At 47.6% G+C, this 26,115-nt stretch carries 21 protein-coding genes; 15 read left to right on the forward strand and 6 right to left on the reverse strand.

Annotated elements, in window-relative coordinates; genetic code table 11:
* Positions 1–532: 532 nt before the first annotated feature.
* Positions 533–1,381, forward strand: coding sequence for an SPFH domain-containing protein (locus Q1A69_RS17830; RefSeq protein WP_299588558.1), 849 nt, complete (start codon positions 533–535; stop codon positions 1,379–1,381).
* A gap of 547 nt (positions 1,382–1,928) precedes the next feature.
* Here Q1A69_RS17830 and Q1A69_RS17835 read toward each other — a convergent pair.
* Complete coding sequence (locus tag Q1A69_RS17835) at positions 1,929–2,810, reverse strand: glycosyltransferase (RefSeq protein WP_299588498.1); 882 nt, start codon at positions 2,808–2,810, stop codon at positions 1,929–1,931.
* Between the two features lie 785 nt (positions 2,811–3,595).
* On the opposite strand from Q1A69_RS17835, the gene Q1A69_RS17840 reads away from it, so the two are divergent.
* The 5 genes from Q1A69_RS17840 to Q1A69_RS17860 all read left to right on the forward strand — a co-directional run bounded on the left by Q1A69_RS17840 (position 3,596) and on the right by Q1A69_RS17860 (position 8,093).
* Complete coding sequence (locus Q1A69_RS17840; RefSeq protein ID WP_299588501.1) at positions 3,596–3,949, forward strand: DUF1428 domain-containing protein; 354 nt, start codon at positions 3,596–3,598, stop codon at positions 3,947–3,949.
* A 241-nt stretch (positions 3,950–4,190) separates the two neighbouring features.
* Complete coding sequence (locus Q1A69_RS17845) at positions 4,191–4,994, forward strand: matrixin family metalloprotease (protein ID WP_299588505.1); 804 nt, start codon at positions 4,191–4,193, stop codon at positions 4,992–4,994.
* A gap of 372 nt (positions 4,995–5,366) precedes the next feature.
* Entirely contained in the window at positions 5,367–5,573 is a 207-nt protein-coding gene (locus Q1A69_RS17850) for a hypothetical protein (protein ID WP_299588508.1), read from the forward strand.
* A gap of 268 nt (positions 5,574–5,841) precedes the next feature.
* Positions 5,842–7,161 (forward strand): hypothetical protein, encoded by a 1,320-nt coding sequence (locus tag Q1A69_RS17855; RefSeq protein ID WP_299588511.1) that lies wholly within the window; start codon positions 5,842–5,844, stop codon positions 7,159–7,161.
* Between the two features lie 158 nt (positions 7,162–7,319).
* Positions 7,320–8,093 (forward strand): penicillin-binding transpeptidase domain-containing protein, encoded by a 774-nt coding sequence (locus Q1A69_RS17860; protein ID WP_299588514.1) that lies wholly within the window; start codon positions 7,320–7,322, stop codon positions 8,091–8,093.
* A 117-nt stretch (positions 8,094–8,210) separates the two neighbouring features.
* On the opposite strand, the gene Q1A69_RS17865 is transcribed toward Q1A69_RS17860, so the two are convergent.
* Positions 8,211–10,100, reverse strand: a complete 1,890-nt coding sequence (locus Q1A69_RS17865; protein ID WP_299588517.1) for a potassium transporter Kup — start codon at positions 10,098–10,100, stop codon at positions 8,211–8,213.
* Positions 10,101–10,623: 523 nt separating this feature from the next.
* Between Q1A69_RS17865 and Q1A69_RS17870 the strand changes: the two genes are divergently transcribed.
* The 3 genes from Q1A69_RS17870 (at position 10,624) to Q1A69_RS17880 (ending at position 17,517) form a co-directional block, all read left to right on the forward strand.
* Positions 10,624–12,264, forward strand: a complete 1,641-nt coding sequence (locus Q1A69_RS17870) for an acetolactate synthase large subunit (RefSeq protein ID WP_299588520.1) — start codon at positions 10,624–10,626, stop codon at positions 12,262–12,264.
* A gap of 224 nt (positions 12,265–12,488) precedes the next feature.
* Entirely contained in the window at positions 12,489–13,139 is a 651-nt protein-coding gene (locus tag Q1A69_RS17875) for an MOSC domain-containing protein (RefSeq protein WP_299588523.1), read from the forward strand.
* 850 nt (positions 13,140–13,989) lie between these two features.
* Complete coding sequence (locus Q1A69_RS17880) at positions 13,990–17,517, forward strand: amino acid adenylation domain-containing protein (protein WP_299588525.1); 3,528 nt, start codon at positions 13,990–13,992, stop codon at positions 17,515–17,517.
* A gap of 109 nt (positions 17,518–17,626) precedes the next feature.
* On the opposite strand, the gene Q1A69_RS17885 is transcribed toward Q1A69_RS17880, so the two are convergent.
* The 3 genes from Q1A69_RS17885 to Q1A69_RS17895 all read right to left on the reverse strand — a co-directional run bounded on the left by Q1A69_RS17885 (position 17,627) and on the right by Q1A69_RS17895 (position 20,730).
* A complete protein-coding gene (locus tag Q1A69_RS17885) occupies positions 17,627–18,868 on the reverse strand; it encodes an MFS transporter (RefSeq protein WP_299588528.1) in 1,242 nt (413 codons plus the stop codon).
* A gap of 174 nt (positions 18,869–19,042) precedes the next feature.
* Positions 19,043–20,344, reverse strand: coding sequence for a type II toxin-antitoxin system HipA family toxin (locus Q1A69_RS17890; RefSeq protein WP_299588530.1), 1,302 nt, complete (start codon positions 20,342–20,344; stop codon positions 19,043–19,045).
* Positions 20,338–20,730 carry a helix-turn-helix transcriptional regulator gene (locus tag Q1A69_RS17895; RefSeq protein ID WP_299588533.1) on the reverse strand — a complete coding sequence of 131 codons (393 nt, stop codon included), beginning with the start codon at positions 20,728–20,730 and terminating at the stop codon, positions 20,338–20,340. The genes Q1A69_RS17890 and Q1A69_RS17895 overlap by 7 nt, the downstream gene beginning before the upstream one ends.
* Before the next feature lie 401 nt (positions 20,731–21,131).
* Between Q1A69_RS17895 and dbpA the strand changes: the two genes are divergently transcribed.
* From dbpA to Q1A69_RS17925, 6 genes are all read left to right on the forward strand, one after another.
* The gene (gene dbpA / locus Q1A69_RS17900; protein WP_299588538.1) at positions 21,132–22,520 is read left to right on the forward strand and encodes an ATP-dependent RNA helicase DbpA; all 1,389 of its coding nucleotides are present in this window, start codon (positions 21,132–21,134) and stop codon (positions 22,518–22,520) included.
* Between the two features lie 449 nt (positions 22,521–22,969).
* On the forward strand, positions 22,970–23,341 hold the full coding sequence (locus tag Q1A69_RS17905) for a VOC family protein (RefSeq protein ID WP_299588541.1): 372 nt from the start codon (positions 22,970–22,972) through the stop codon (positions 23,339–23,341).
* Positions 23,342–23,443: 102 nt separating this feature from the next.
* Complete coding sequence (locus tag Q1A69_RS17910; RefSeq protein WP_299588545.1) at positions 23,444–23,785, forward strand: multidrug efflux SMR transporter; 342 nt, start codon at positions 23,444–23,446, stop codon at positions 23,783–23,785.
* Between the two features lie 261 nt (positions 23,786–24,046).
* Positions 24,047–24,472, forward strand: coding sequence for an MAPEG family protein (locus Q1A69_RS17915; RefSeq protein ID WP_299588548.1), 426 nt, complete (start codon positions 24,047–24,049; stop codon positions 24,470–24,472).
* Positions 24,473–24,582: 110 nt separating this feature from the next.
* Entirely contained in the window at positions 24,583–25,014 is a 432-nt protein-coding gene (locus Q1A69_RS17920; protein WP_299588552.1) for a GFA family protein, read from the forward strand.
* A gap of 139 nt (positions 25,015–25,153) precedes the next feature.
* Positions 25,154–25,957: an amidohydrolase family protein gene (locus Q1A69_RS17925; protein ID WP_299588556.1), complete on the forward strand. Its 804-nt coding sequence runs from the start codon at positions 25,154–25,156 to the stop codon at positions 25,955–25,957.
* Positions 25,958–26,007: 50 nt separating this feature from the next.
* On the opposite strand, the gene Q1A69_RS17930 is transcribed toward Q1A69_RS17925, so the two are convergent.
* A partial coding sequence (locus Q1A69_RS17930) for an IS3 family transposase (RefSeq protein WP_299588561.1) occupies positions 26,008–26,115 on the reverse strand: 108 nt, incomplete at its 5' end.

The following is a 26,115-nucleotide window of genomic DNA, read 5'->3' on the forward strand; positions in this document are numbered from 1 at the left end:
GTGGAAGCTTACTAGCCTACAGCCAGCTGACCTCTCTCGCTATTGCCAAGTGTGTCGGTTGTTATGGGAATCTAGGGAGTAGTCGACATTGATCGTCAATATGAATGCTATGGAGATCTGACTTTAGTGGATGATAAAATACAATTATTATCCGAAACCAAGGGAAATGAAGTTCGCTAACTTTGAATATATAAAGTAAACAAGTGTTTGACTTATTTTCAGCTCTTACTCAGAGTCTCTACCCCTACCTTCTATTCATTACCGTTGTATGTGTTTGTCAAAAAAGTAGGGCGGTTAGGAGCAATTTACGAATTGATAGATTGTGTGCTGCCTACTTATGAATACCTTGTATTTGGTACAGATCATCACCAAAAATTCATTTTTATAGATACCTGAATATCAAAACCTGTATTTTTAACCAAATACACATTAAGAGTTAAAAAACATGCCGCAACAGATTTTCGAAATCATTGCCTTTTGGCCAATTGCACTTGGCTTGGCGTGAGTCTTCTTACTGACTAAGGCCATCGTTATTGTTGAGCCTAAACAGTACCACTTTGTACTTTTTCTCGGAAAATACTGGAAAACCGCTACACCCGGTTTCAACCTGATTGTCCCCTATCTTTCCTGGGTTGACAAAAAAGCCTCTACGGCATTGCACGAGACGCCTGTGGAGCTCAGCCTCAAGACGAGTAATCATGTTACTTTCGGGTTGATCCTAAAGGTGCAGCACCAGGTAGCCTCCGATGTAAAGCTGGCTTACAAGGCGCTTTACGACTTGGAGAACTATCAAGCTCAATTGAAGTCCTTTGCTACCGATGCGGCTATTCCGGTCGCCAACGGTATCGAACTTGAAGACGTGTACAACAAGAAAGAACAGATAGCTGATAAGGCCAAGGAACGACTGCGTCAATTTTTCCATGACTATGGAGTAGAGATTGTCGATATATTGTCTGATGAGCCGCGTCTACCCAAGTCGGTGGAGGTTCAGGCCAACAAGGTAATGGAAATGCAGCGTGAGAAGCAGGCCGCAACCTACGAGGCCGAGGCAATTCGCGAGCGTGAAGTGGGCAAAGCCAAGGCAGATGGTGAGTCGGTTAAGATTCGTATGGAGAAAATGGGGGAGGCTAGGCGGGTGTACGCTGAGAGTGCAGCGGAAGCTATCAAGGTGCTGACCAGGGCGGGCACTAGTGCGGATGAGGCCTTACGCTTTATGACAGCTATTGCTGATAACGATGCTTTGGTGACCGCTGCTCGCCACGGTAGCACCGTAGTTATGGCCACCGGTCAAGCGCAGCAAGTCCCCATCGCTTTGCCAATCCCAGAACAGCCCACAACAAGCGCCAAGCAACATGTCCTAGGCGAAGCACAGCCAGCTTGATAGTGATTTCATCTTAATGCGGGGCAAGCCTGGATTCTGGACATGTCCCGCAGCTTTTTGTACACCCACACATTACTTTAGCTTATATTTATTTCTCTACTTCAATTATGGGAAATGAGTGGAGGCTCATTCAATACGTTTATAGAGAATATCTTAGAGTTTTATCAGTTACTCAAGTCAAAAACTCTGAAGATAGCGCCAATATAGTCTTTCCTTTTAAAATCATAGGATTCAAAAATTCCCTATGGAAGATGGGGCAACATATTGTTACCTCTTTTTCTTTATATGTATTTTAGCTATGTATGGACAATATTAGAGGCGCCCTCGTCTGCAAAAATATCGAATAATTGGGACCAGAGTGATATTTTGATATTTAACTTTTTCTCTTATAGAACCATGTTGTGAGGTGGTGAGTGGTGAGTGGTGAGTGGTGAGTGGTGAGTGGTGAGTGGTGAGTGGTGAGTGGTGAGTGGGAGGAAGAGGGCGGAAATCTATTGTCATTACTTAGGTTCTAAATTCATCATTATAGATTTAGCACGCTCGCCCACTATTTCGGTAGTGATTGGAACTCTGAAAGTCCAAAGCGCTTGAATTCGCGAAGGCTAAATTCATAATATCCAGGTATCTTTTTACAGATGTATTTGTAGTTGGGGTTGTTAATTTTCTCAATTCTATTTTTTATTTCACTAGCGGAGGTGTCTGAGCATACTTTATCTTGGTGATAGACAACGGCCTCTTTTATAAAGACGGGTTCGACTCCAAGGGTGTGTATTACTCTGTAAGCTAAATCAATATCATCATACCCCCACGTGCCATCATATTGTTCGTCAAATAGTCCCGCGTTTATAATATCTTGTTTTTTAAATACCATATTGCAACCATAAAAATGCCCCCAGGGTTGCTCAGTATTTGGTAGAAGTTCTATTTTGCCAAGACGTCGATCTCTAATAAGTCCATAATTTGACGGGCTTTTTATACGAGGGCAATTACTAAGGTGTGAGTTTGAGGTGTCTATTTTTGTGATATCAACATCCTTGCTGTGAATAAACTCTCTTAATCCGGCCATGCAGATATACTTTCCTTTGTTGCTTATTGTTGTACTGATCTGCATAAGGTAGCTGGGGGAGGGGATGCAATCGCTATCTGTAAATATGCACCAATTGTTTTTTGCAATCCTTAGACCGAGGTTTCGTGCGGAATTGAGGGCAAATGGATTGGCTAATACAGGCCTGAAAACCAATGTTATATTTACTTTATTTTTGTATTCATTGTAACATGAAATAATGTTTGGGTCGCTTGAGTTATTGTCGATTAATATTACTTCATAACTTTCTTTAGGGGTGGTTTGAGTGGAATAACCTTGTAGTACATTTCGTAAGAGATCGGCGTTGTTGTAGCAGGGGATGATAATACTGAATCGGATATTCATGTGCTGAATACTCCTGCCTCCAATCAAAAGAATACCTTAAAAGCAAAGGTGGCTCTTTGGCTTGAATCTGAAATACAGATTTTCTGATTATGTTTTGCGATTTTGTATTTCATAATTTGCTCCTGACGCTCACCTCATTATCTGAGGGTGCCGTTAAGTGTAGCATTTTCGCACCCAATTGTTCCGTGGGTTTGAGCCGAATTTTAGGGGCAAGAATCGTGCTAAAAAAGCCTGCATTCAACTCTGAAGTGCATCACCCTTTAGGCTGCTGCGATAGCCGTATACTCTCCCAATATCTGCCTGGGCGTTTGAACCCGACATTTTTTTGGGCGATTATTTAAGCGATCAATAGCCGCTTCGACCTTGTTATAACTCACAGGCTTAAAATCAGTATTTTTCGGAAAGTACTGGCGTAGTAAAGCATTAGTGTTCTCGTTCAGGCCTCTCTTTCAAGAGGTATACGTATATTTGGAAAACCCTCTATGGGAGATGGGGTGATTTTCTATTATATCTGTGCTTTATATGTTTTAACCATGTATGGATGTTATTAGAGGCGCCCCCTCAACCAAAACTCTTGTAAATTACAAAGACTTTGGATCGGCGATGGACTCAAGATGAATAGCTTTTGATTTTGTACTCTTTATTGGGTGCCGGGGAAATAAAGGGTTATTATAGACGCCGGTTGCTGTGTGCTTAGTCGGTAGCCTGTTAATCTCATAACGGCAGTATGATGTGGAGTGAATGGTCATTTCTCTATCCAACGTTAACTATTAGAGGACTTTCAAATGTCTTACGCAGATGGTTTCGTGGCAGCAGTACCTACAGAAAATAAAGAAAGCTATCTTGAGCATGCAAAAGTGGCTGCAGAAGTGTTTAAGGAGCAGGGTGCCCTGAAGGTGGTAGAAACATGGGGGGATGAGGTGCCGAGTGGTGAAGTAACCTCATTTCCCATGGCTGTGAAGTGTGCAGAGAATGAAACAGTTGTATTCTCGTGGGTGGTTTGGCCCTCTAAAAAGATTCGTGACACTGGATGGCAAGCGCTTATGGATGACCCAAGAATGCACTCAGACCAAAATCCGATGCCGTTTGACGGCAAACGACTCATTTATGGTGGATTTAATATCATTCTTGATGAGTAAGCTGTAAGTACAAGGTTACCCCGAAGTTAGCCTATATATGGTGCAGGTTACACCTACGCAAACTAAGGTGTAACCGTGTACGTAATACATATCGGAATCCTTGGCGATCAAGTGGGTTTGTTTGTGTGGAACTATCGCTGCGTCTATAGATTACTCTGTATTGCAGTTGTTAGATTTGTATGCCTTTCATAAATATCGATCGCTGCTCTAGTGTTGTCTTAGTGAGTCTGGGTGGAATACCATGTCGTCAGTAGATAAGGTTTCTTTAAAAGAAAAATTTGAATTAAGGTTTAGGTCAAAAAAAGAATGCGATTCCTGTGGCGCGCCAATAGTTCACAGATATGGCCATGATAAAATATGTGTCACTGATAAGGTTGGATATCCTACCTTAAGGAATAGGTCTCCACTAGATTTAGTGTTACATAGCGGCGAAGGCTATATCCCTTTATGGGAGAAAGGCACGACCCTGAGGTGGAAATTTGATGAGGGATCTCTGAGGTATTTTAAAAAATCGGATGAGATAAAAGACTATATTCGTGTTCTGCTAGGGAAGGCTTTATTGAAATGGGGCGATGCTACCCCGGTGAAGTTCAACGAGAATCCAAATGTTTGGGATTTTAAAATTAGGCTAGAGCCGGTTGAGCAGTGTAGTGTAACTGGTTGCACTTTGGCGCGCGCCTTCTTCCCAAACCCAGGGCGCAATGAGTTGGTGCTTTTTCCTACAATGTTTGAACAAAGTAGGAAGGAGCAGGTCGATACAATGATTCATGAATTGGGCCATATATTTGGCCTTAGGCATTTCTTTGCAGATGTGAAAGAAAAGACTTGGCCCAGTGTGATTTATGGTGAGCATAAGCCTTTTTCAATTATGAACTATGGAGAAAAGAGTGGCCTGACAAAGTCTGATAAAAATGATTTGAAAAACTTGTATGATTTGGCATGGTCTGGGGAGTTGGTTGAAATTGATGGGGCGTATATTAAGTTTGTAAAGCCATATCATGAAACAATCCTTCTTGAGTCAGTTTTCTTTGAGCGTTCAATTTGATAAATGGCTTCCTTAATGTTTGGCGGTTATTTGCTAAGAACATTTCCCATGACTGTGTTGGTTGTTGGTTGTTGGTTGTTGGTTGATGCTAAAATCCTTAATCCTTAATCCTTAATCCTTAATCCTTAAGTTTCTTGTCAAAGTAATTTTGGGCGTCATTTGGCGCAGTATTGGTTAAGGCGCTATTTTTTTGGTAAAAGTACCCTGTAAGAGCGTGTGACCTTAAAAGCGTGCAGTCCTGCATATATTTACCTTTAAAATACCGTCGTGTTAATTCAGTGCCTAGGGCAGCTTTGGCTGGATTAGCACTTCCTATGTGCCAAACACCCATATCCTCTGATGTTGCAAGGATAATTAATAAGGAAATGAAATATGGAAATTGAAGTCACTTCTAATGAAGGTTCTATAGATCCTGCCGATCCCACTACTGAGCCATACAGTGGGAAGTACTCGCCTGAAAATCCGCCCAAAGGATGGACCTACGTTAATTATAAAAATGTGGAAGGTGGTGGTTTTCGCTGTCCGAATTGTAATGCAGTTGAAGATGGAGCAGATGTCGACGGGCACGGTTGCAATTGATTGAAAGAACATTCGGGTAATCTGTTGCCCGAATGTTTTTATTGTTAGAAACCAGAAAAAACAAACAAGCTCCTGCCTGAATCATTTTATCTCTAATCCCCTTCTTATCGAATTCGCTCATTCGTGCTTATGGGTTTGCGTTTTTCTGTGTTACATGATCCTATTTCCCAGCCACTAAAAGATTGATTCTGGGTTGGGTGGTCACTTGATCGCCTATGGCCATTAGTAGTTTAAATCACAAATAAATTTCACTATAAGGGAAGTGATTTTGAATAAGATAATAATAGCGATACTTTTGGTAGTTTTTAGCTTGAAGGTGTTTGCATCCGGTCTCAGTGTGGAACAAGCTAGAGAGTCTCTGGGCACTATCAAAGAGTTAACCCCATGGCCCTGGGAAGAGCCTGTTACTCCAATACTGGATGAGTATTTGTCGGCTGATTTTGATCAGTATCAGGGCTGGGCGAAATCGATGTATATGGTAGATGAGCTAAAAATGCATAAGTGGGGGCAGTCAATTACCGAGTTTATTGTGCTCGCCGAACTTTTGTATACTTTCCAGCCGGAGGATTATCAGGTTGAGAACAAGCACGCTTTTGAGGCTGCCATTACTCAGTTGGATCTATTTAGGCTGGAACTTAATGACTTCTTATACCCCTATGTACCGGGTTATAACCTTAAACAGCATAACCTGGTTCGGCACTTCGATGGGGAGGGCATCGTCATTGCGGTGTTCGATTTGTTCGACCCTGCACGTTTAGAGGAACAGCGTGCCCAGCACGCCAATATTGAAGCTGAAGTGCAGTTTGGGGATCCGATCACCTTTCTCCATGGCAATACCGTGATTGATATTATTCTCGACCTTGCACCCAAGGCCACTATTGTACCGGTAAGTACCGAGAGTAAAACGTACAATGAAGCCATGGCCTATATACGTAATCGCGATGATATCAGCGTTATTAATATGAGCCGGGCCTTTCATATCACGAGTGATCAGCTCGATCCAGAGTTTGCAGAGCACCTTTCACACATCCTACAAAGCAAAATTTTTACCAAATCGATTGGAAATACAGGTACTGACCTAGACGGGGAGAACAGCGATGTGCGAAAACGTCTGGGGCTTCCCCCTTTGGGCAGTTTCTTTACCTACGACCTTGCTCTGATTAAAGCGTTTTTAGCCCAAAATCAAAGCGTGCCAGGTAGTCAAAATCTGATGTTCGCAATCAATTTACAACCTTTTTCTGACCAGGTTTCTCTAACCGCGACAGTTCCTGGGTATAACGAGCTGGCGATCAAACGCAGCTTTGCCATCTCAGGGGACGCCGTTTTCTCAGCGTCCAGCCATAATTTTGAATCCGGCAGCTCTTTTGCCGCACCGCAATTGGCGGCTATCAGTGCACTGTTACTGAATGCGGCCGATTACTATGGTTACTCTGAAGCGGAAGCGGTGCCGATCGTTGTACAATCGCTGCAGAAAACAGCAAGGCACTCTCACCTGGGGAGTAATAATACCGGGCTGGGCTTTGTGGATGCCCATAAGGCACTGATAAATTTGAAGCGACTGAGCGATGGGCCTATCAAGGCCCACTAGCGAGTCTTGACTCATACTGCGGCTCTAGGGTGTAGTGGCACATTGAATTTGGCCGCAGTATGATTTGAAGTCGAAGGCAAGTAAGAATGCACGTGGCCCCTCTAAGGTTGCTATTCTGAGTTCTCAATCCTCCTATCAACGCCTCTGGAAACGCTAACTTGAAAGTAATTGTCTTGATCGCACTGTTGATTAGCCGCTTGACTTGGGCATCAGAAAATATCGAATGCGCTAAATCATGTACCTTTGTTCTGAAAAAGCACAAAGATGCAAACTATACCGTCATCAATGAAAGTAGGGCTGATGTCAGGCTCACGCCCTTCTCAACATTCAAAGTTCCCAACACCTTGATCGCACTGGATACCGGTGAGGTAGGCAGCCTTGTGCAGGAATTGACCTATGATCATCTGAGGTATCCTGCACAGAGGTGGTGGCCCACTATTTGGTATGAAAAACCTCTGCCCATTCGCGCAGCCTTTCAGAACTCTGCTGTGCCAATCTATCGACAATTGGCCTTCAATATTGGCACCAAGCGAATGCATCAGTATTTGGTTCAATTCGAATATGGCAACAGGGACATCTCTTCCGGCCTGGATAAGTTTTGGCTCAACGGTAGTTTAAAAATATCCGCTAGGGAGCAGGTAGACTTTTTGCAAAGGTTGTTTTCAGGTGCGCTTCCAGTCTCGGAAGAGTCTTTATCCTTATTTAAAGAAATTATGTTGGTTGAGGAAACAGATTCTTACCGCCTATATGCAAAGACCGGGGGAGGGCAGATTACGGATGGCTATGCCTTGGGTTGGTATGTTGGAGTGGTGGAAACAGGCAAGAATACTTACTATTTTGCGGTGAATATTGATGGCAAGACCTTTCGTGACGTGCAAACGAAGCGGATAAAATTTGCTCGACAGCAACTTTCACGGCTTGGGGTGATTTAGCTTTCTTAACAGACAGGTTACCTGCTAGAATCTTAGTGCTTCCTGAGATTTGTCAAGGCGCTTAAACCTGATAACGCCGCGGATAGGGTACCTTTAAAAACCCCTTTTATTCGTCCCTCATATTCTGATTTTTTCTCCCATCACAATGACTCGACTTACGGGTATTCGATAATACTCGACGGCACTGCTGGCATTACGGAACATGGCGGCAAATAGACGTTCGCGCCAAAGGAACATGCGGCTATCCTCCTGTTTTGTGGCCACAATAGTTTGCCTGGTCAGAAAATAAGAGGCCCTGTTTGGATCAATATCCAGCTCGTGTTTAAGACGTAATCGTTTTAGGACCTTCCAGATATCGGGCTGTTCCATATAGCCATAGCGCAGTAACAGGTACAAACCGTTCCCCCTGATTTTGCTGAGAATATACCGGTTACCGGGCATGACTCGCGGAGCGTTGACAAAAGATACGGTAATGAATAGCAAATTTTCGTGTAGTACCTTGTTGTGTTTTAGGTTGTAGATCAGGGCATGGGGGGCATACAACTGCCTGGATGTGAGGAATACTGCGGTTCCAGGAACCCGAGTAGGATTTTTTTTAAGGAGCGCGGTTAGATAGGGTTCCAGTTTGAATTCCTGTCGCTGAAGCTGTAAAGCGAGAGCTTCCTTGCCGTCCCTCCAGGTGAACATCAATAGACAGGCGATAGCACCCAAGCCCAGAGGAAACCAGCCGCCGTGGCTAATTTTTAGCAGGCTTGAGGAGAAAAAGGATACATCAATGCAAATAAAGAAGATCGCGATGGTAATACAAAGCAGCAGGTTGTATTTCAGCTGTACGCGGTAAACCACAGCGGCGAGGCAGGTGCTTAACAACATAGCACCGCTCACCGACACACCATAGGCACTGGCCAGATTAGTGGAAGAACCAAAGCCAACTACTGCGCCAATCACCAGGAACATTAACAGCCGGTTAACTCCCGGCATAAATATCTGCCCCTCTAAATGCGCTGAAGTGTGCTGAAGAGACAGGCGCGGTAGAAAACCCAGCTGCATGGCCTGCTTGGCAAGAGAAAAACTGCCAGTAATACAGGCCTGGGAGGCAATCACCGTAGCCATAGTAGCCAATACAATAACCGGATAAAGCCCCCAGCTGGGAAACATACGATAGAAGGGGTTGTCCACCGCACTGGGATCACTGATCAGCAGTGCCCCCTGTCCCATATAGTTCAGAAAAAGCGCCGGAAATACCAGCCCCAGCCAGGCCATTCTGATTGGGGTGCGACCGAAATGCCCCATATCGGTGTAGAGTGCCTCAGCGCCAGTAAACACCAGCAAAACGGCACCGAGTACCATAAAAGAGCCCAGGCCGTGATTTGTTAGGAAATTGACAGCATGGATTGGGTTGATGGCCTGGAGAACTTGGGGGTTACTTACAATGCTGGAAACCCCAATTGCCAATAGGGTGAGAAACCATAAGGTGGTCACGGGTCCAAACAGCACCCCCACGGTGGATGTACCGTAACGCTGGACAAAAAACAGGCCGATTAGCACTCCAATTGCAATAGGTATGACCAGGGCTTTATGGCTCTTATCGCCCACTTCAAGACCTTCCACGGCCGATAGTACAGAAATTGCGGGAGTGAGAACCGCGTCCCCAAAGAAAAGCGCCGTGCCGCAGATGCCCGCGGTTAAGACAAACCCACGTAAGTATTTGCGCCCTGCGGTGGCGTTCATGGCCAATGTCATTAGGGCCATAATCCCACCTTCACTGCGATTATCCAGGCGCATTATCAGCGTAATGTACTTGATGGTGACTATGACGGTTAGGGCCCAGAAGATAGCCGAAATGCCCCCCAGAATATTGGTTTCTGTTAGGGGGATGCCGTGCCGGGAGTGAAAAATTAACTTCACCGCGTACAGCGGGCTGGTGCCGATATCGCCAAAGACCACGCCGAGCGCGGCCAGAGACAGCAACCAGTTTCCCTTGCGCCTCTTCTCTGTGCTTTTCATAAGTCCATCTTTAGTGTTTGAGCTGAAAAGCGGGAGCGGCCCCACAAATTTTATGACAGATAGTCGGTACCAGTTGAGTGAGCAGAATAGAGGGGAGAGGTAGCCCTACGGCCGACGCCATTTCGTCCATTTGTCGGCACGAATTTTTCATAGGGTCAGCCTTCCTGATGAGGTTCTCGTGGTGAGATATTAGCAAGTCGCACTTGCCGACGAGCTTAGTTTTAATCGGCGCAGCCCTTGCAAGTGGTCGAGTTGTTTCTGCTGCCACAAGGTCCAACCTGCGTAGCTTTCATTAACTCTCAGGCAAAGCTTTATACGGGGATGTTCGATAATTGAAGCTGATGGGCACTGGAGGCGTCATCCTGTGCTACAACTCAGAGGGGTTTTATTCCTATGTGTGCTGAATGATGTCAGAGCTCAAATGATGTGGTGATGGGTTGTAACGGCATACTAAATTTACCCACAACCAACATACCTTGGAGCTAGCCAGCCTTGATAGCTCACAACGACGAGAGACGCTCCTATGAAAGCATCCGACCTATTTGTGCGCGCCCTGGAAGCCGAGGGGGTTGAGTATATTTTTGGGATTCCTGGCGAGGAAAACCTGGATTTATTGGAATCCCTTCGAGGCTCCAAGATCCAGCTGGTTCTTACCCGCCACGAACAGGCGGCGGGCTTTATGGCGGCAACGTATGGTCGCCTCACCGGTCGATCTGGTGTTTGTTTGGCAACCCTGGGGCCTGGCGCCACCAACCTTGTCACTGCAGCGGCCTATTCGCAGTTGGGCGGTATGCCGATGGTGCTGGTTACTGGGCAGAAGCCGATCAAGAGTTCTAAGCAGGGACAGTTTCAGATTATCGATATTGTCGACATGATGCGCCCGCTCACCAAGTTCACCAAGACGATTGTTGGTGGAGATTATGTGCCAGCACATGTGCGTGAGGCCTTTCGGCGCTCCGAAGAGGAGCGGCCCGGCGCTACGCACCTGGAGTTCCCTGAAGATATTGCCCGCGAGCACTCCACCATGCCAGTACTGGAAATCAGCTATTCCCGCAGGCCGATTGCTGAGGAGAAGGCAATTCGCAAAGCGGCGGAAGCCATCACCGCTTCGCGCAAGCCTTTGTTGCTGATCGGTGCCGGTGCAAATAGAAAGCTGACCTCAAAAATGTTGAGAAAATTTGTTGAAAAGTTGGGAATTCCGGCGATTACAACACAAATGGGTAAAGGGGTGATTGATGAGTCCGGCCCCCACTTTATCGGCAATACGGCTCTATCTGATGGCGACTTTATCCATCGCGCCATAGAGCAGGCGGACTTGATTATTAACGTGGGGCACGATGTGGTGGAAAAGCCCCCGTTCTTTATGCGTCCCGGTGGGCCTGAAGTGGTGCATATCAACTTCAACACCGCTCAAGTGGACCCGGTTTATTTCCCCCAGATTGAAGTGATTGGCGATATTGCAAACAGCCTGTGGCAGCTGCAGGAGCACCTGGAGCCCCAGGAGCACTGGAGTTTTAGTGATGCCCATCGCATTCGCGCGGCGCTACTGAAACATATCGAAGAGGGCTCAAGCGCGGATACTTTTCCTATACGGCCTCAGCGCTTAGTAAAGGATGTGCGGGAAGTGATGCCAGACAAAGGTGTTATTGCCCTGGACAACGGTATGTTTAAGATCTGGTTTGCGCGCAACTATCCGGCTCACTACCCGAACACAGTCCTGCTGGACAACGCGCTTGCCACTATGGGGGCTGGGTTGCCATCGGCTATGGCGGCCAAACTGGTCTGCCCGGATCGCCGGGTGGTGGCGATCTGTGGAGACGGGGGGTTTATGATGAACTCTCAGGAAATAGAAACGGCTGTGCGATTAAAGATGGACTTGATTGTATTGATTTTGCGCGATGATGCTTACGGCATGATCAAGTGGAAGCAATCTATGATGGAGTTTAATAATTTCGGCCTTGATTTTACCAATCCCGATTTTGTCGCCTATGCAAAGTCCTATGGCGCCGAAGGCCATCGTATAGAAGCCACGGATGAATTGAAGCCTATGATAGAAAAGTGCTGTAAAGCGGGTGGGGTGCATCTGATTGATGTGCCTGTGGATTACAGCCATAACGACCGTATCCTCAATCATGAGATCCGGGACCTATCCAGCAAGTTGTAATGCGCTAGGGTAGGTTTGTTGGCCCTTTGCAAATAGCCTTTATCCTTCGGAAAAGCGGTGGTTGTTAACCGCTACCTCCCTTATTTGAGGGGCGTTTAGCCCCTCTGTCTATTGACTCCAGAGCCTCCATGGCCTTTAAGTGAAGTCGGGTTTCAAGTTGCCGGGGACTATGGTAGAAGAGTTTATCTTTCAGGTCATAAAAGTGGACGATAAGAAAGCAAGTTATGAAAATTGTTTCTGTCAATGTATCCAAGAAAAAGGTTGTTGAATATAAAGGTGAACCAGTTTCCACTGGCATCTTTAAGAAACCGGTGAAGGGCAGGGTCTTTGTTGGTAAGGGTAATCTGGAAGGCGACGAGCAGGCTGATCTGAAGCATCATGGCGGAATCGATATGGCCGTTTATGCATTTGCTAGTGATCACTATGCGTATTGGCAAAAAATTTTGGAGAAAAAGCACTTACCGTACGGAACCTTTGGAGAAAATTTGACGGTTGCGGGACTTACCGAAGAAGAAACCTTTATCGGTGACCGATTCCGCGTAGGCGACTGTCTTCTAGAGGTAAGTCAGCCCAGAATTCCATGCTTTAAGCTCAATATGGTTTTACAGAGCGATAAAGCCGTTAAACTATTCAAAGATTACTGTAATACCGGGGTGTATTTTAGGGTGCTGGAAGAGGGCTATATTGCGGAGGATAGGGAGCTTGTAAAAGTTCATGAGATGTCGGGCTCTATCAGCATCCAATCCATGTTTAGGGCCCTATTTGATAAAGAGTATAAGGATAGCAAGCCGGTCCTTGAAATAGCCTGTCAATTACAGCCCTTATCGCAGGAGTGGCGAGAAAAAGCAGAAAAGCGCCTAAAGCGAATCGCTTGATTCAGTACTTAAGCGTTCAGTATATTTTATCCATTGACTACTTTAAAAAGGTGCTTCGCAAAATCGAATTTTCATCAATTTATAACCTGAACCGCATTATTTGGTACCGGTTGGCACCCTAGAAGTAATTTCTAGAGGTGCCCTTAAATCGGTTGTCTCTTCGCTTCACCGTTACGGCCAATATTGTTGGTTTTTCAATCCCTCTATACTTATTTCATGAGCTCAATTCTGATTTATCTTTGCACTGTAAAATTTCAAGTTTCCATGTTTGAGGTAGTTGTTACCAATTTATTTCTGAGTGTGGCTAATTAGGCTTGGAGTGTGGCCAAGTGGGTCGTGAATAATTCTTTAATGGTCTTCCCACAATAATAAGAACGGTGTAAGTTTTTCTGCGTTGATTTAAAAACCAAATAGAGAGCTATTACTGTGAAACTGTACAGGGCATTTCTAGGGGGTATCGCTGTAATATTAAGTTCGCAATCAATCAAAAAATCGACCTTAAAGTGAAATTGACTCTGCAAGGGCCTTTTTGTAGTGCAAAATTTCTGCTGAATACAGGCTTTATAACTAATGTGGTGGAGTAAGCGGAATAAAAAACTTGGTTAATAGCCATAATTGTATCACTTAGATCGATACCTCTCTTGCGATCCTCAATTAAATAATTGTTCTGGAATCTGCAGTTTTAGAACTTAGAGGAAATGGCCTTCAGGATGAGTAATTGATACCCGAATTTTAAAGTTTCCAGATCTTTAATAAAGATAAAAGGTAAGATTCTGTGAGTAGTCCAGTGAATAATTTCAAAATACAACCCCAAGCTAACATTTCAATCTGTGATTTGATTGCACAGAAAATGCTAGAAAATCCTGATCGCGTAGCGATCATCGATGGAAAAGTCCGGGTGGACTTTAAGCGTCTACTTCAGCGGGCTAGTACTATTGCGGCTGAGCTTGGGGTTCGTGGGGTTAAGCCCGGCTCTTTGGTTGGGGTATGCATGAACCGCTCCTGGGAGCTGGTGGCAACGTTAATTGGTGTAATGCGAGCAGGGTGTGCCTATGTACCTCTGGACCCAGCTTACCCACAAGAGCGCGTACGTTACATGCTGACACACTCACGCGCAGTGGCGGCTATCGTGGATAGTGACATTTCCGCTGACCTCTGCCGGAACGTGCGTGAGTTGGTGTGGATCGATCAGGTGGGTGATCCTACAAGGGGTGTTGTAAGTGGCCCTGTAGAGCCATCAGCAAGCGACTTGGCTTATGTTATCTATACCTCTGGCTCTACCGGCAGGCCAAAAGGTGTTGCGGTTGAGCATAAGAGCATTGTGGCTATGAGTCGCTCTATGGGTGAGTTGTTTAATGAAGCGGAACTCAAAGGGGTATTTGCCGGGGCCTCGGTCTGTTTCGATACCTCGGTGATGGAAATCTTGGGGACTCTGTCCCTTGGGGGTACTGTAATACTGGGTAAGAACATACTAGAACTGCCAAATCATCCGGCCGTCGACCAAGTGAGAACCTGTGTATCGGTGGCTTCTGCCATGCAGACATTGCTCTCTACAGAAAAATTACCCGAGAGGCTGCAGTGTCTGGTGTTTGGCGGTGAGGCGCTGAAGCGGTCACTGGTTGAGCAGGTCGATAGCCTGAAACCTGGGCTGAGAATATTCAATGCCTACGGCCCTACCGAGGATACCGTTTACTCGACTATTTCCGAAGTTACGTCAGGCACTAAGGTAGTTACGATTGGGAAGTCAGTGCCAAACTCCCGTGCCTACATTTTGGATGATGCTATGCAACCGGTTTCCCCTGGTGTGGCAGGAGAGCTGTATCTGGCGGGGAGTAAACTCGCAAGAGGCTATCTCTATGATGAAACGCTGACCAAAGCGCGTTTTATCGAGAGGGTGCCGACTGATCAGATCCCAGATACCCGCCTGTACAAAACGGGGGACTTGTGTCAGTGGACAGAGAATGGCGAGATAGAATTTCTCGGTCGGGTCGATCAGCAGGTGAAGGTCAGGGGTTTCCGTATTGAGCTTGAAGAAATTGAGTCGACCCTCGAATCGATGCCGGGCGTTGACGCCGCGGCCGCAGCGGCGGTAGATGGCGGCATTGGTCAGAAAATGCTTGCGGTATATGTCGTTAGCCGGAGCGAAGCGGTAACAGACATAGCGGTTAAAGCATTCTTGGCGCAACGGCTTCCAAAATATATGGTCCCACAACTTGTGAGGCATCTCGCGACGTTACCGGTGTTGCCCAACGACAAGCTCGACCGCAAGACGCTTATAAAGCTGGAAGAGGGCAAACAAGTTAACCTCGGTTCAAGTATCGATTCCACAAAAAACGCCAGCCGCTTAATACAGCGCCTGATTGGGTCCAAGTCAGAGCAACAAGCCACCATGCTGTCGATCATTCAAAGAGAGGTGGCCGTACTCCTCAATTTTGGTGATCCGGAACAGGTATCACCGAATCTCTCATTCTCCAGTCTTGGCCTCGACTCTCTGACAACCCTGGAATTTGCCCGACGATTGAGTAATAACTTGGGGCGATCAATTACTGCCCAGGCGATGATCGATTACGACACCGTAAATACTCTGGCGAGTTATATTCTCAGCACCTTGAATGACCGTGCTGGTCAAGCCCCAGTGAAAACAGCAGATCGTGCTGCATCCGATTCACTTGCCAGCTTCCAGTCGCACATTCAGTCCAGCCACCCGACATTCCAGGCCGCAAAAGCGCCGTCCTGGTCTGCAATGGATAAGAGCAAGCTGGTACAAGAAGTGATGTACATGGTCAATGACCAGCGCAGAAACCCCTACAGCAAAGTATTGCGTACAGGCAGCGCAACTCGGGGCACGGTTAGCGACGTGTATAACGATGAAGAGCAGGAAGCCATTATCTGGACAACCAATCTATATCTTGGGTTAAACCGGGATAAGAAAGTTATCGAAGAATCCGCTTCAGCGGTAGCAAGGTTTGGCACCGGGATGGGAACGTCTGCAGCAGCGTCAGGCTTAACGGATCTGCACCTGGAATTCGAAACCGAGTTTGCCGAACTGGTGGGAAAACCCAGCGCTTGCCTTTTTCCAACAGGGTATACGGCAAATGTCGGGGTGGTTGCGGGGCTGCTTGGCAAAGACGACGTGGTTGTCATTGATCAGCTGTGCCACGCCTCCATCGTTGATGGTGCCCGCCTTTGTGGCGCAACCATCAGGACATTTAAACATAACGATGCCGCCGATTTGGAATCTGTGCTGGAGTCAGAAGTATCCCCTTACCGCACAATCCTTGTTGCTCTTGAGGGTGTTTACAGCATGGGGGAGGGCGCGGCACCGGTTACAGAAATTGTACGTACCGCAAAAAAATATAACGCGCTCGTTTTAGTGGATGAGGCGCACTCATTCGGTTTTTATGGAGAGCGTGGAGCCGGCATTTGTGCCGCGCAAGGAATCACCGACCAGGTCGATTTTATAATGACGACGCTCAGCAAGGCCCTTGGCAGCCTTGGTGGCGTTATTGCGGCGAAGCAGGAATACGTCGATCTGTTGAGGTCGTCGGCTAGGGCCTACATCTTCCAGGCTTCAATCAGCCCTGCGGATATCGCCGCAGCACTGACCGCCTTGCGCCGTCTCAATTCAGACGATGATCTGAGGGCGCGACTCTGGGAGACAACCCGCTATATGCGACAGCGGTTTGAACAGGCGGGCTATGATTTGGGAACGGGAGATGGGCCTATTGTCACGCCGCATTTCAGTGACAAAGACAAACTGTTTGCGATTGTGCAGGAATTATACAAACGCGGCGTACAGACATCGGCAGTGACCTATCCCATTGTGGAGAGTGGGCGTGGTCGACTCAGACTAATCTGCTCGGCGGCGCATACGAAAGGGGATGTAGACAAAACCGTCGAAGCCCTTGTCGAGGCGGAGCGGGAAGTGGATAAATTACTGGTGGCCACCAAAGAGGAACCCATGGACTTGAGTCTGGCGCACTCTGAAGTGGAAGGGTGGGCGAATAGTTTCTCCAGCTATCTTAACCAAACGTTGACAAAACACTCTGCTCCAACCCCCAATCTGGCTCTATCCGTGAGCGTCTCTGACCAGCAAGAGCCCGTCAGGATTTTGTACTACGACGGAAATGTCACCTTGAGTGATCATAAAATCTCCGGCTTGCCTTCATGTTCAATGCTTCTTAAAAGCTGTAAGGCTGTTTCTTCCTTGCGCTCATCGGATGTCCGGGGGCTACTCCAGAGTATTTGCGCTGGAAGCTGTGAGTTACATGGCCAGGTGGAGCCGTTTATTTGGTTTATCGCACGCATGGTTGATTGGCGACGCGCTTCAGAGGAGGTTACAGGTGCGGAGTCGCGCAAAGAGCAGGCTATTGGTTAGTTAGGTTGAATAGGTAATCTTTGGGGTTGGTCCTTCAATGCACTCTGAAGGGCCAGGTCCTATCGATAGACGTATGAAGTGATCTACTTCGCCTTCATTGAGTGGGAGATTACTTTGCTGTCCCCCTTACGCTCAGGTTGCGCCAGCCCAGTTGCATTAAAAGTAGGACCAATATTGCCGCGAAAGCGGTAATAAAAAAGGGTAACCGAATATTCACTTCCATGGCGCCGCCGCCCACAAGGGATATCAGACTCGCTACCAGCGTAAAGCCCGCGGTGGCTATGCCCATAACCCAGCCCTGCTCCGTTTCATCGACGCTGTTGGCGAACATGTTCAGGAGAGCCGGGTAGGCGAGCCCAAAGCAGAGGTAGGCAAAGAAAATACTGAGGTAACAAAGCCAGATCTGATTACTGAATGCAAAAACCAAAGCGCTGCCTCCCATAACCAAGGCAGACAATTTGATGACTGACGGCTTAGGCCAGCGAGACAGAATCGGTTTAACCATAAACAGACTGGATATGGCCACGGCAATACCCATTGTCAGCATGGCCATACTGGTTACCAGCAAACCGGCCTGGAATCGACTGCTTAGGTAGTTGGTGATAAAGATATAAAAGCTGAGGTGTACAAGCATAAAACAGAGGTAGGCAGGACAGAGCCGTACTACCTGGGGACGGTCTTTTAAATGGGCGAACTGGGTAAAGAGATCCAGGAAGCCGAGCTTAAGCTGCCTTGGGGCCTTTCGGCTGTCATGATAGAAGATCAGGATCAAGCATAGGGTGATGGCGACAAGCCCTAGCGCAAAGTAGAAAGGCAGTTGAATGCTCGCGATATTCCCCAGCAGTGCTCGATCCGCCAATAGGCCAGCCATAATCGGACCGGCAACAGCGCCGGCACTCATACCAGCAACCAGAAGCCCCAGGTTCTTGGAGGCTTCCAGTTCACTGGTGCTGGCATCAATCATGGCCGCCTGGGCGATAGGCTGGTTACCAGCGGTAAAGCCACTGATCACCCGCCCGAGGATCAGAAGCCAAAGGTTGCTATTCACTAAAGAGAAAATGGTAATCGCATAGCCAGCGAGGGCACCTACCAGGCACAGTAGCATGGCACTCTTGCGACCAATGTTGTCGGAAAGTCTGGCGATATACACGGAGCCAATAAACCACGCCAGAAAGAAGCTGCCGATAACGACGCCATAATATAGGTGGCGTGTTGCCTGAGGTGTGTCAGTGGGGAGGAACTGGAATTTGGTTGACATAACCAGTTCATTGATAATAGGAAACAGCAGCCCCTGGCCCATCAGGTCAACAAAAACCACTGCCAGCAGAGCTAAGCGGCACATTGCGGACATGCTAGGCTCCTCGCATCCTCACCGGGGATTAAATCCAACACCTGAATCAAGAGAGTAGCTGGGGAAACCCGGCTGGAATGTGTACCTGATAGAGGGTTGTTTGAGCGATTGCTGCTTTTGGAGTATTTGCTCTATGTGGCGACGTGCTCTTGCGTAAACGGCGATTGTGATTCGTTATCCGTAGAGCTGTCGGTGGTTTTGGCTGATTTCCTGCGTCCAGCTTTCAGAAACTCCCGCGCTTTGGGCAAAGCTTTCCCATTTCTTCACCGCGGCTGCTACCTCTTCAATAATATCCATTGGCCGCTTGATACTGATTGCCCTACCTACAGTGAGTAAATCTTCTAATTGAAAATGGTCGCGTTTGCCGTTGACGCTCATTTGGTGCTGGCTGGTCCATGCACCGCCGGGGTTGTGGGCGTAGGTCACATCGAATGCCGGTGAAAGAGACCACTCGCCCTCGTGGCTCATCAGGAATGCAATGTTTTTTGTATGATCATCCTGGTTCCTGGCCAGTACATTGAATACCATCCGACGATATTGTTGAATGGCCTCACTTTTGGGCAGGTAGAGCTCACGCATAACGCTAAATGCTTGTTCGTAGGAGTGCGCACCAGCCATATTGAAATCCAGGTGTGCAATACCACAGAGGGATTGCATGTGCCGCTTCGTGCCATTCTCTCTATCGAAGCGTCGCGTCATAAAGTGTGCTCTGCCGTTCTCTTCCAGCAGCTGGCACTCTGTCATATTGATGCCGGCCTCCAGGGCCATAAGGTGGTAGGCGTATTCGATCCGCCCAAACCCATCGGTAGTGCCGAGTTCCAGGTCTCCGGCACCATCGAATTTCAGCAGCCAGTAGTCGTAATCCTTCGGTGCGGGTACCTGGCCGGAGCGAATATCGCCCTCGCTGTTCATGGCGATTACCGCCTTTGCCCTGGCGCCCCCAGCGCTGGTGCCCACCCTTAATATGTCCAGCAACGCGCCTGATCTTTGCGCATCGCTTTCGCCAAGCTGTGCGTTGAGATCGGTTTGCTTATGGGTAATTGCCGCCGCCAGCTTTACCAGCTCTTCAATATTGAGATCGACAGAGTCTTTAAAGCTACCATCCACGGCAGGCTGAAATTCCAGCGCGCCCATACCACGGGTACCGGTGTAGCAGAGCCGCTCAATAGGGTTAAAGCTCTCCGGAGTACGCCCCTGCCGGGCGAGCCAGGCATCAATTACGGCGTTACCGAACTTATCCGGCAGGCAGTCTGCAAGGAGTCCTGGCAAGCCCTTGAACGTGTCCCGGCTGAGAGTGCGGAACATGTAGGGCTCCCTAGAGATCTCGATGGGCATGGTAATTGGGGCAATATCCAGCCTGTGCCGCAGGAACGCCGGGGCGTATTCAAAAGAGCCATAACCAGCGTCATCCCAGTGCACAGCGCCAACCAACGTTCCCCATAAATGTACGGTTGCCGTATTTGTCTGAGTTACCATTCTGGCTTATCCCTTTTTTTAGTTTTGCTTGTCGGACCCTGGCGAGAGGCGGACCCTCGTTTTTCGGGGCCTTCCTTGAGAGGGTTGGCAACGTTGGAGGCGCGAGCCCTTTTGCGTTGCTTGCCGTGCGTGGCAAGTTGCATGGGGCTGACTACCGGGGCAGGGAGGAATGCATCCAGTGCTTCTAGCTGCCGAAGCACTCTCAGCACCGCAACCAAACTATCGAGTCTACCGCGACCAGCCTCTAATCCCTTGATGGTGGAAGTTGAGAGGCCGGCCCGCTCAGCCATATCCTCCTGGGTGAGATTTATCCGCAGTCGGTATTCTCGAAGGCGGCTGCCCAGTGTCTCAAGTATCTGTTTATCCGATTGCCCGTGGAAGCTCATAGTAGCTGCTTTTCAAACCTTTATTGGCGTTAACTGGCCTTAACAGATGAATTTCAGCCTATTATAGCAGAATGGGTCGATTTTAAGTTAATGGATGAAAATAAAGCTTTTATATGCTGAATAGCATTTTAATGGATAGAAATACATCTGTTATTAAGGTTCAAAGCGGAGGCGTTTAAAGTGTTCTCTATAGGTGCGAGCAACGTATTAAAAGGGGTGAGCCCCGATAGAGGAGTCTATGTCGCCGATCCGAGGGCATTAAAGCATCTGGATGATTACGGATAATAAGGGGCTCGCCAGCGGGGCGGAGGGGAGTGGCCGAGTTTATGCTGGGTGAAAATCACCTTGCTGGGTGGTAGAGTAACGCGCGAATTTGACATCCAACCACTCCAGGACTCACCTTGACTGCACCCTTTACCGACCTGCCCCTAAAGCCCGCCCTGCTCAAAAACCTGGCGTCACTGAACTACACATCCATGACCGAGGTCCAGGCCAAGACACTCCCGATTGTAATCGATGGAAAAGACGTCATCGCACAGGCGAAGACCGGCTCCGGTAAAACCGCGGCCTTCGGTTTGGGTGTACTGCACCGGCTCAATGCCGACCGGTTTCGGATTCAATCGCTGATTCTATGCCCGACACGGGAACTGGCCGATCAGGTTGCGCAGGAACTGCGCCGACTGGCCAGAGCGATACACAATATTAAGATTCTGACGCTGTGTGGCGGCATGCCGTTCGGTCCGCAGATCGGATCCCTGGCACATGGCGCGCACATCATTGTCGGCACACCTGGGCGTATTGAAGAACACCTGCGCAAGGGGACACTGTCACTTGAGCATGTCGACACGTTGGTCTTTGACGAAGCCGATCGGATGCTCGATATGGGGTTTCAGGACGTTATCGATACCATTCTGGCGCAAGTGCCGGCCGAGCGACAATCGTTACTGTTCAGCGCGACCTATCCGAATGAAATCGAACGCCTCAGTGCCCGGGTCATGCAAAAACCGGTGATGGTGCGAATTGAGTCCGCGCACAGTGAGGACGTGATCGAACAGCGTTTTTACAAAACTGAGAGCTTTGATGATCGTTTGGAGATGACTCGGCGCATCCTGCTCAATGACAAACCGGTCAATACTCTGATTTTCTGTAATACCAAGCGCGAAACCGATGACGTGGCCGACAATCTGGAGCAGGCCGGATTTAATGTGCTTGCCTTACATGGCGACATGGAGCAGCGTCAGCGTAACGAAACGCTGATTCGCTTCGCCAATGGCAGTGCTTCAATCCTGGTGGCCACCGATGTGGCGGCACGCGGCCTGGATATTGATAAACTTGATGCCGTCATCAACTTTCATATTGCCAAAGATCCGGAAGTGCACACTCACCGCATCGGGCGGACCGGGCGAGCCGGTGAGCGCGGTTGTGCTTACTCCTTATTTGCCGAGAAGGAGGGTCATAAACTTCTGCGCATGAATCTGACGCAGGACCCCCTGTCCGACCCGGATACACCACCACCGGCCAATATATTAAGTGAGCCCCCGTTTCAGGCGACGATGGCCACCCTGCTGATCGATGGCGGAAAGAAACAGAAAGTCCGTCCGGGTGATATTCTGGGTGCGCTGACCGGTGGCGATCATCCGATCAGCGGGCAGGATGTTGGCAAGATCAACGTACTGGATATGAAGGCCTATGTGGCGGTTAAACGAAACGTGGCAGCGCAAGCACTGAAAAAGATCGAAAACGGAAAACTGAAGGGGCGTAAATTCCGGGTGCGACGTATCCGGGGGTAAGTTGAGTGGTTTGATCTTCATCCCATACAACTGAACGATGCTTCGATAGAGCAGCTTTCACCCAATGAGCACCAGAAGCAGATCCATAGTTTGGTAAAACACCAGCGTTGATACTTTGTTATGTGGCTAGGCACCGATCCCGATCGGTGCCAAAGGCAACAACAGCAGTGATATATCAGGTTTTGAGTGTGTAACTGTCCCGGCCATAAATACGGAATACACTTCACAAAATGATCGTCTTGTAATCAGGGCAGTAGCCACAGCGTTGATCAAGTAGTTAAATGTGGACAAGGCCAATCCTCTGGTAGCTTTTCCTTGTTTGGCTTGTGCGTCGACTACTGCCGCGCTAACAAATAGCAGTCGACGACAATGCCGCAGTTGTCGGTGGTGTTGGATTTTATTTTCACAGGGTGTTTCTAATACTCGTTGAACTTTAATGGAAGTGAAAAATGCCTAATATTCGCAAGCCAAACCTGCAGCTCATCTACGTCTCAGATGTCAAAAGATCAACGGAATATTACAAAGACCTTTTTAATTTTGAGCCTCACTTCGTAACACCAAGGTATGTGGTCTTCAAGATTGATGGCGAGGCTGACTTTGCTATCTGGTCAGGCGGTGAAGTGCCAGAGAACGACTTTCCCAGGTTTACAGAAATAGGCATCAATTTGGCATCTGACAGTGAAGTTAAAGCGCTTTATCAAGAGTGGAAAAATGACCCCAAAATTAATTTTTATAAAGAGCTGCATACCGATGTGTTTGGGGAGACCTTTTTAATCAAAGATCCCGACGGCCACGTCATTCGTGTTTCGTCAGCAGACTAAGGGAGATGTAAGTTTTAACGCTGTGGCTGAGCTCCCGGGGTTGGTGGACGCTTAAGCAAGCGTTTCGCGAGGCGATGCTTACTCAATCATTAAGGAAGTCACGTGTCACACTGGATTTATCTTTCCGTAGCAATTGTCGCCGAAGTCTTGGGTACATCATTCCTGAAAAGCTCAGATGGGTTCTCTAAACTCGTTCCGTCTGTGATCGTTGTTGTATCGTATGCGCTCGCATTTTATTTACTTTCAATCTCATTGAAGACTCTCTCAGTTGGTGTTGCATATGCAGTATGGTCTGGGGTGGGTGTCGCATTAATTGCTTTGTCCGGGTATGTTTTCTTTGGGCAAAAGCTTGATTGGGGGGCGATTCTAGGTATAACTCTAATCGTCACAGGGGTTGTAGTTATTAACCTCTTTTCTGCGAGCGTTGAAGGCGGTAGTTCCTGACAGGTGCAGGTGATTTTTTTGGTCCTTCGGGCACCCCTGCTGGAGTGATATACATTTTATTTGTCCTGTAAGGTACATAAGATATTAAAAGTGTGGTTTTTTTATTCTCTCATTGCGCTCTTAATATAGTGTGGATTTTATGCGGACAGGTGGCAGCTATAAATTGTTCTATTTGAAATAGTGGCATATAGTTTCGTTGTCATCGCTTTTTTATGACTTCATTGTCCCCAAAATTCGAACTGGGTAGTGATCGGAGCGGTCATGGAAACAAGCGCTGAACTGATTCGGCCTGTGGTGGCGTTAGTGATTTGGTCTTTGCTAATGTGGCTGTGGATGTACGCTACGAGACTACCAGCTATCGCGGCTATGAAATTGGAGTTGGACCCAGAAGCCCCAGCGGGTACTCTAATGTCAAAGCTTCCGCCAAGCGTTCGCTGGAAGGCTGATAACTATAACCATCTAATGGAGCAGCCGACCATATTCTATGCCATTGTGCTTTCCCTGGTTTTTCTTGATGCGTCTACAGAAGTCAACGTTATTGCGTCTTGGGTCTATGTGGGTTTGCGGCTGGTTCACAGTCTTTTTCAGTCCCTGGTGAACAAGATTGAAGTGCGTTTTGCCATTTTCTTCCTGTCGAATATTCCATTGTTTATCTTGGCATTTGATGCAGCAAATAGAGTCTTTTGAAGGGGGCTGGAGTAAGAGCAGGGGGGAGGGTAAGTAATCTGTACCAAAGGGTGCACTTAGGTCTAATTGAGTCGATTAACTAAATTGCTATAAGTTTATGGGTTCATTCTATGATTAGTGAAAAAGCGATCACGCCCGGAGGTTGTTTATGCGGAGCTGTACGGTATGAGGTAAGAGGGCCACTTAGAAACGTAGTAAATTGTCACTGCACTTTGTGTCAAAAGTTGCATGGTAACTTTGGATCCCATACCAAGGCCCGCAAAGTTAATATCAAAATCACAAAAAATGATGGTTTGGCTTGGTATAAAACATCAGATGTAGCCCGGAGAGGCTTCTGCCGGGAATGTGGGTCAAGTCTTTTTTGGGAACCGTTCAATCTTGATGCAACTGGAATTATTGCCGGATCACTGGATGGCCAAACCGGGTTGAAAACAATGGGGCATATATTTGTCAGTGAAAAGTCAGATTTTTACGAGATCAATGATGAATATCCGCAGTTCCAAAAGTCGTCGGATGGCCAGTTGGTCAATGACTATACGTAGGCATATCTTGTGATAGTGAATAGCCTACTTTAGCGTCTCTGCAATTTTTCAAGTTTGGTAGGATCACATAAGGCAATATTGTATTTGAGGGAAGTTCAAGGCCAATTCGAAACCAATTCAAAACAAGGAAGCGATCACTATGACGGTAATTGATGTATGGGCCCAGCATCCAACAGAGCGCTTTCTTGCTGAGCCCTTCTTAGTCACTTTGAAGCGGTGGATGGGGCAGGACTTCAAGGACGTTCCCATAGAGTGGACATTGTTAGCCATGGAATCGGCAAATGTCTCCAGGGCACTGATTTCTGCTTGGTATGGTCCCAGTGGAGCGCTTATCAGTAATGAAGAGGTCCTTGAGATCACCTCGTCTTACCCTGGCCAGTTTTCTGGGCTTGCCTCAGTTGACTTGAGGAATCCAGTAGCAGCGGTTCAAGAGCTGCGGAAGTATGTTTCTGAGTATGACTTTAAAGGCTTGCGTATTGTGCAGTGGCTCTGGGAGCTTCCCTGTTCGCACCCTTTGTACTACCCATTGTACGCAGCGTGTGTTGAGCTTGATGTGCCTGTTTGTCTTCAAGTTGGGCTGACCGGTCCCTTGCGCAGTTCTGAATCTGGCCGCCCTATTCATATTGAAAGGGTTGCACTCGATTTTCCGGATTTGAAGATAGTTTGTGGTCATATAGGTTACCCTTGGCATAATGAGATGATCGCTTTTGCCACCAAGTTCCCGAATGTTTATATAGATACTTCTGCATATAAGCCTAAGCGATACCCACAAGAACTGGTTTCTTATATAAAGGCTCATGGTCGGAGTAAAGTGATGTTTGGTAGTAACTATCCCATGCTGACACCGGAGGCTTGCCTGGAGGAGATGCACTTGTTGGGATTGGATGAAGAAGTATCGGAGCTGTTTTTTTCTAAGAATGCCGAGAAAGTTTTTAAGCTCTAGTTGGTTTGATCTTGGCACTCTGATCCTACCCACCAACGACGGACACACCACTAAGCGACTAGTTGTTCCTCAAACGCCTCGGGGCTGAGATAGCCATTGGCGCTGTGTAGGCGATTTCGATTGTAGTCTATCTCTATATACTCAAATATGGTTTCTCT

It is taken from the genome of uncultured Microbulbifer sp. (assembly GCF_947498635.1).
Lineage (GTDB): Bacteria > Pseudomonadota > Gammaproteobacteria > Pseudomonadales > Cellvibrionaceae > Microbulbifer > Microbulbifer echini.

Bases quoted from the DNA above. Each gene is read 5' to 3' on its own strand.
- Q1A69_RS17890 (WP_299588530.1), bottom strand. From the start codon at position 20,344: ATGGTAACTCAGACAAATACGGCAACCGTACATTTATGGGGAACGTTG.
- Q1A69_RS17895 (WP_299588533.1), bottom strand. From the start codon at position 20,730: ATGAGCTTCCACGGGCAATCGGATAAACAGATACTTGAGACACTGGGC.
- Q1A69_RS17905 (WP_299588541.1), top strand. From the start codon at position 22,970: ATGCCTAATATTCGCAAGCCAAACCTGCAGCTCATCTACGTCTCAGAT.
- Q1A69_RS17865 (WP_299588517.1), bottom strand. From the start codon at position 10,100: ATGAAAAGCACAGAGAAGAGGCGCAAGGGAAACTGGTTGCTGTCTCTG.
- Q1A69_RS17915 (WP_299588548.1), top strand. From the start codon at position 24,047: ATGGAAACAAGCGCTGAACTGATTCGGCCTGTGGTGGCGTTAGTGATT.
- Q1A69_RS17880 (WP_299588525.1), top strand. From the start codon at position 13,990: ATGCTAGAAAATCCTGATCGCGTAGCGATCATCGATGGAAAAGTCCGG.
- Q1A69_RS17870 (WP_299588520.1), top strand. From the start codon at position 10,624: ATGAAAGCATCCGACCTATTTGTGCGCGCCCTGGAAGCCGAGGGGGTT.
- Q1A69_RS17875 (WP_299588523.1), top strand. From the start codon at position 12,489: ATGAAAATTGTTTCTGTCAATGTATCCAAGAAAAAGGTTGTTGAATAT.
- Q1A69_RS17850 (WP_299588508.1), top strand. From the start codon at position 5,367: ATGGAAATTGAAGTCACTTCTAATGAAGGTTCTATAGATCCTGCCGAT.
- Q1A69_RS17845 (WP_299588505.1), top strand. From the start codon at position 4,191: ATGTCGTCAGTAGATAAGGTTTCTTTAAAAGAAAAATTTGAATTAAGG.
- Q1A69_RS17840 (WP_299588501.1), top strand. From the start codon at position 3,596: ATGTCTTACGCAGATGGTTTCGTGGCAGCAGTACCTACAGAAAATAAA.
- Q1A69_RS17925 (WP_299588556.1), top strand. From the start codon at position 25,154: ATGACGGTAATTGATGTATGGGCCCAGCATCCAACAGAGCGCTTTCTT.
- Q1A69_RS17920 (WP_299588552.1), top strand. From the start codon at position 24,583: ATGATTAGTGAAAAAGCGATCACGCCCGGAGGTTGTTTATGCGGAGCT.
- Q1A69_RS17835 (WP_299588498.1), bottom strand. From the start codon at position 2,810: ATGAATATCCGATTCAGTATTATCATCCCCTGCTACAACAACGCCGAT.
- Q1A69_RS17885 (WP_299588528.1), bottom strand. From the start codon at position 18,868: ATGTCCGCAATGTGCCGCTTAGCTCTGCTGGCAGTGGTTTTTGTTGAC.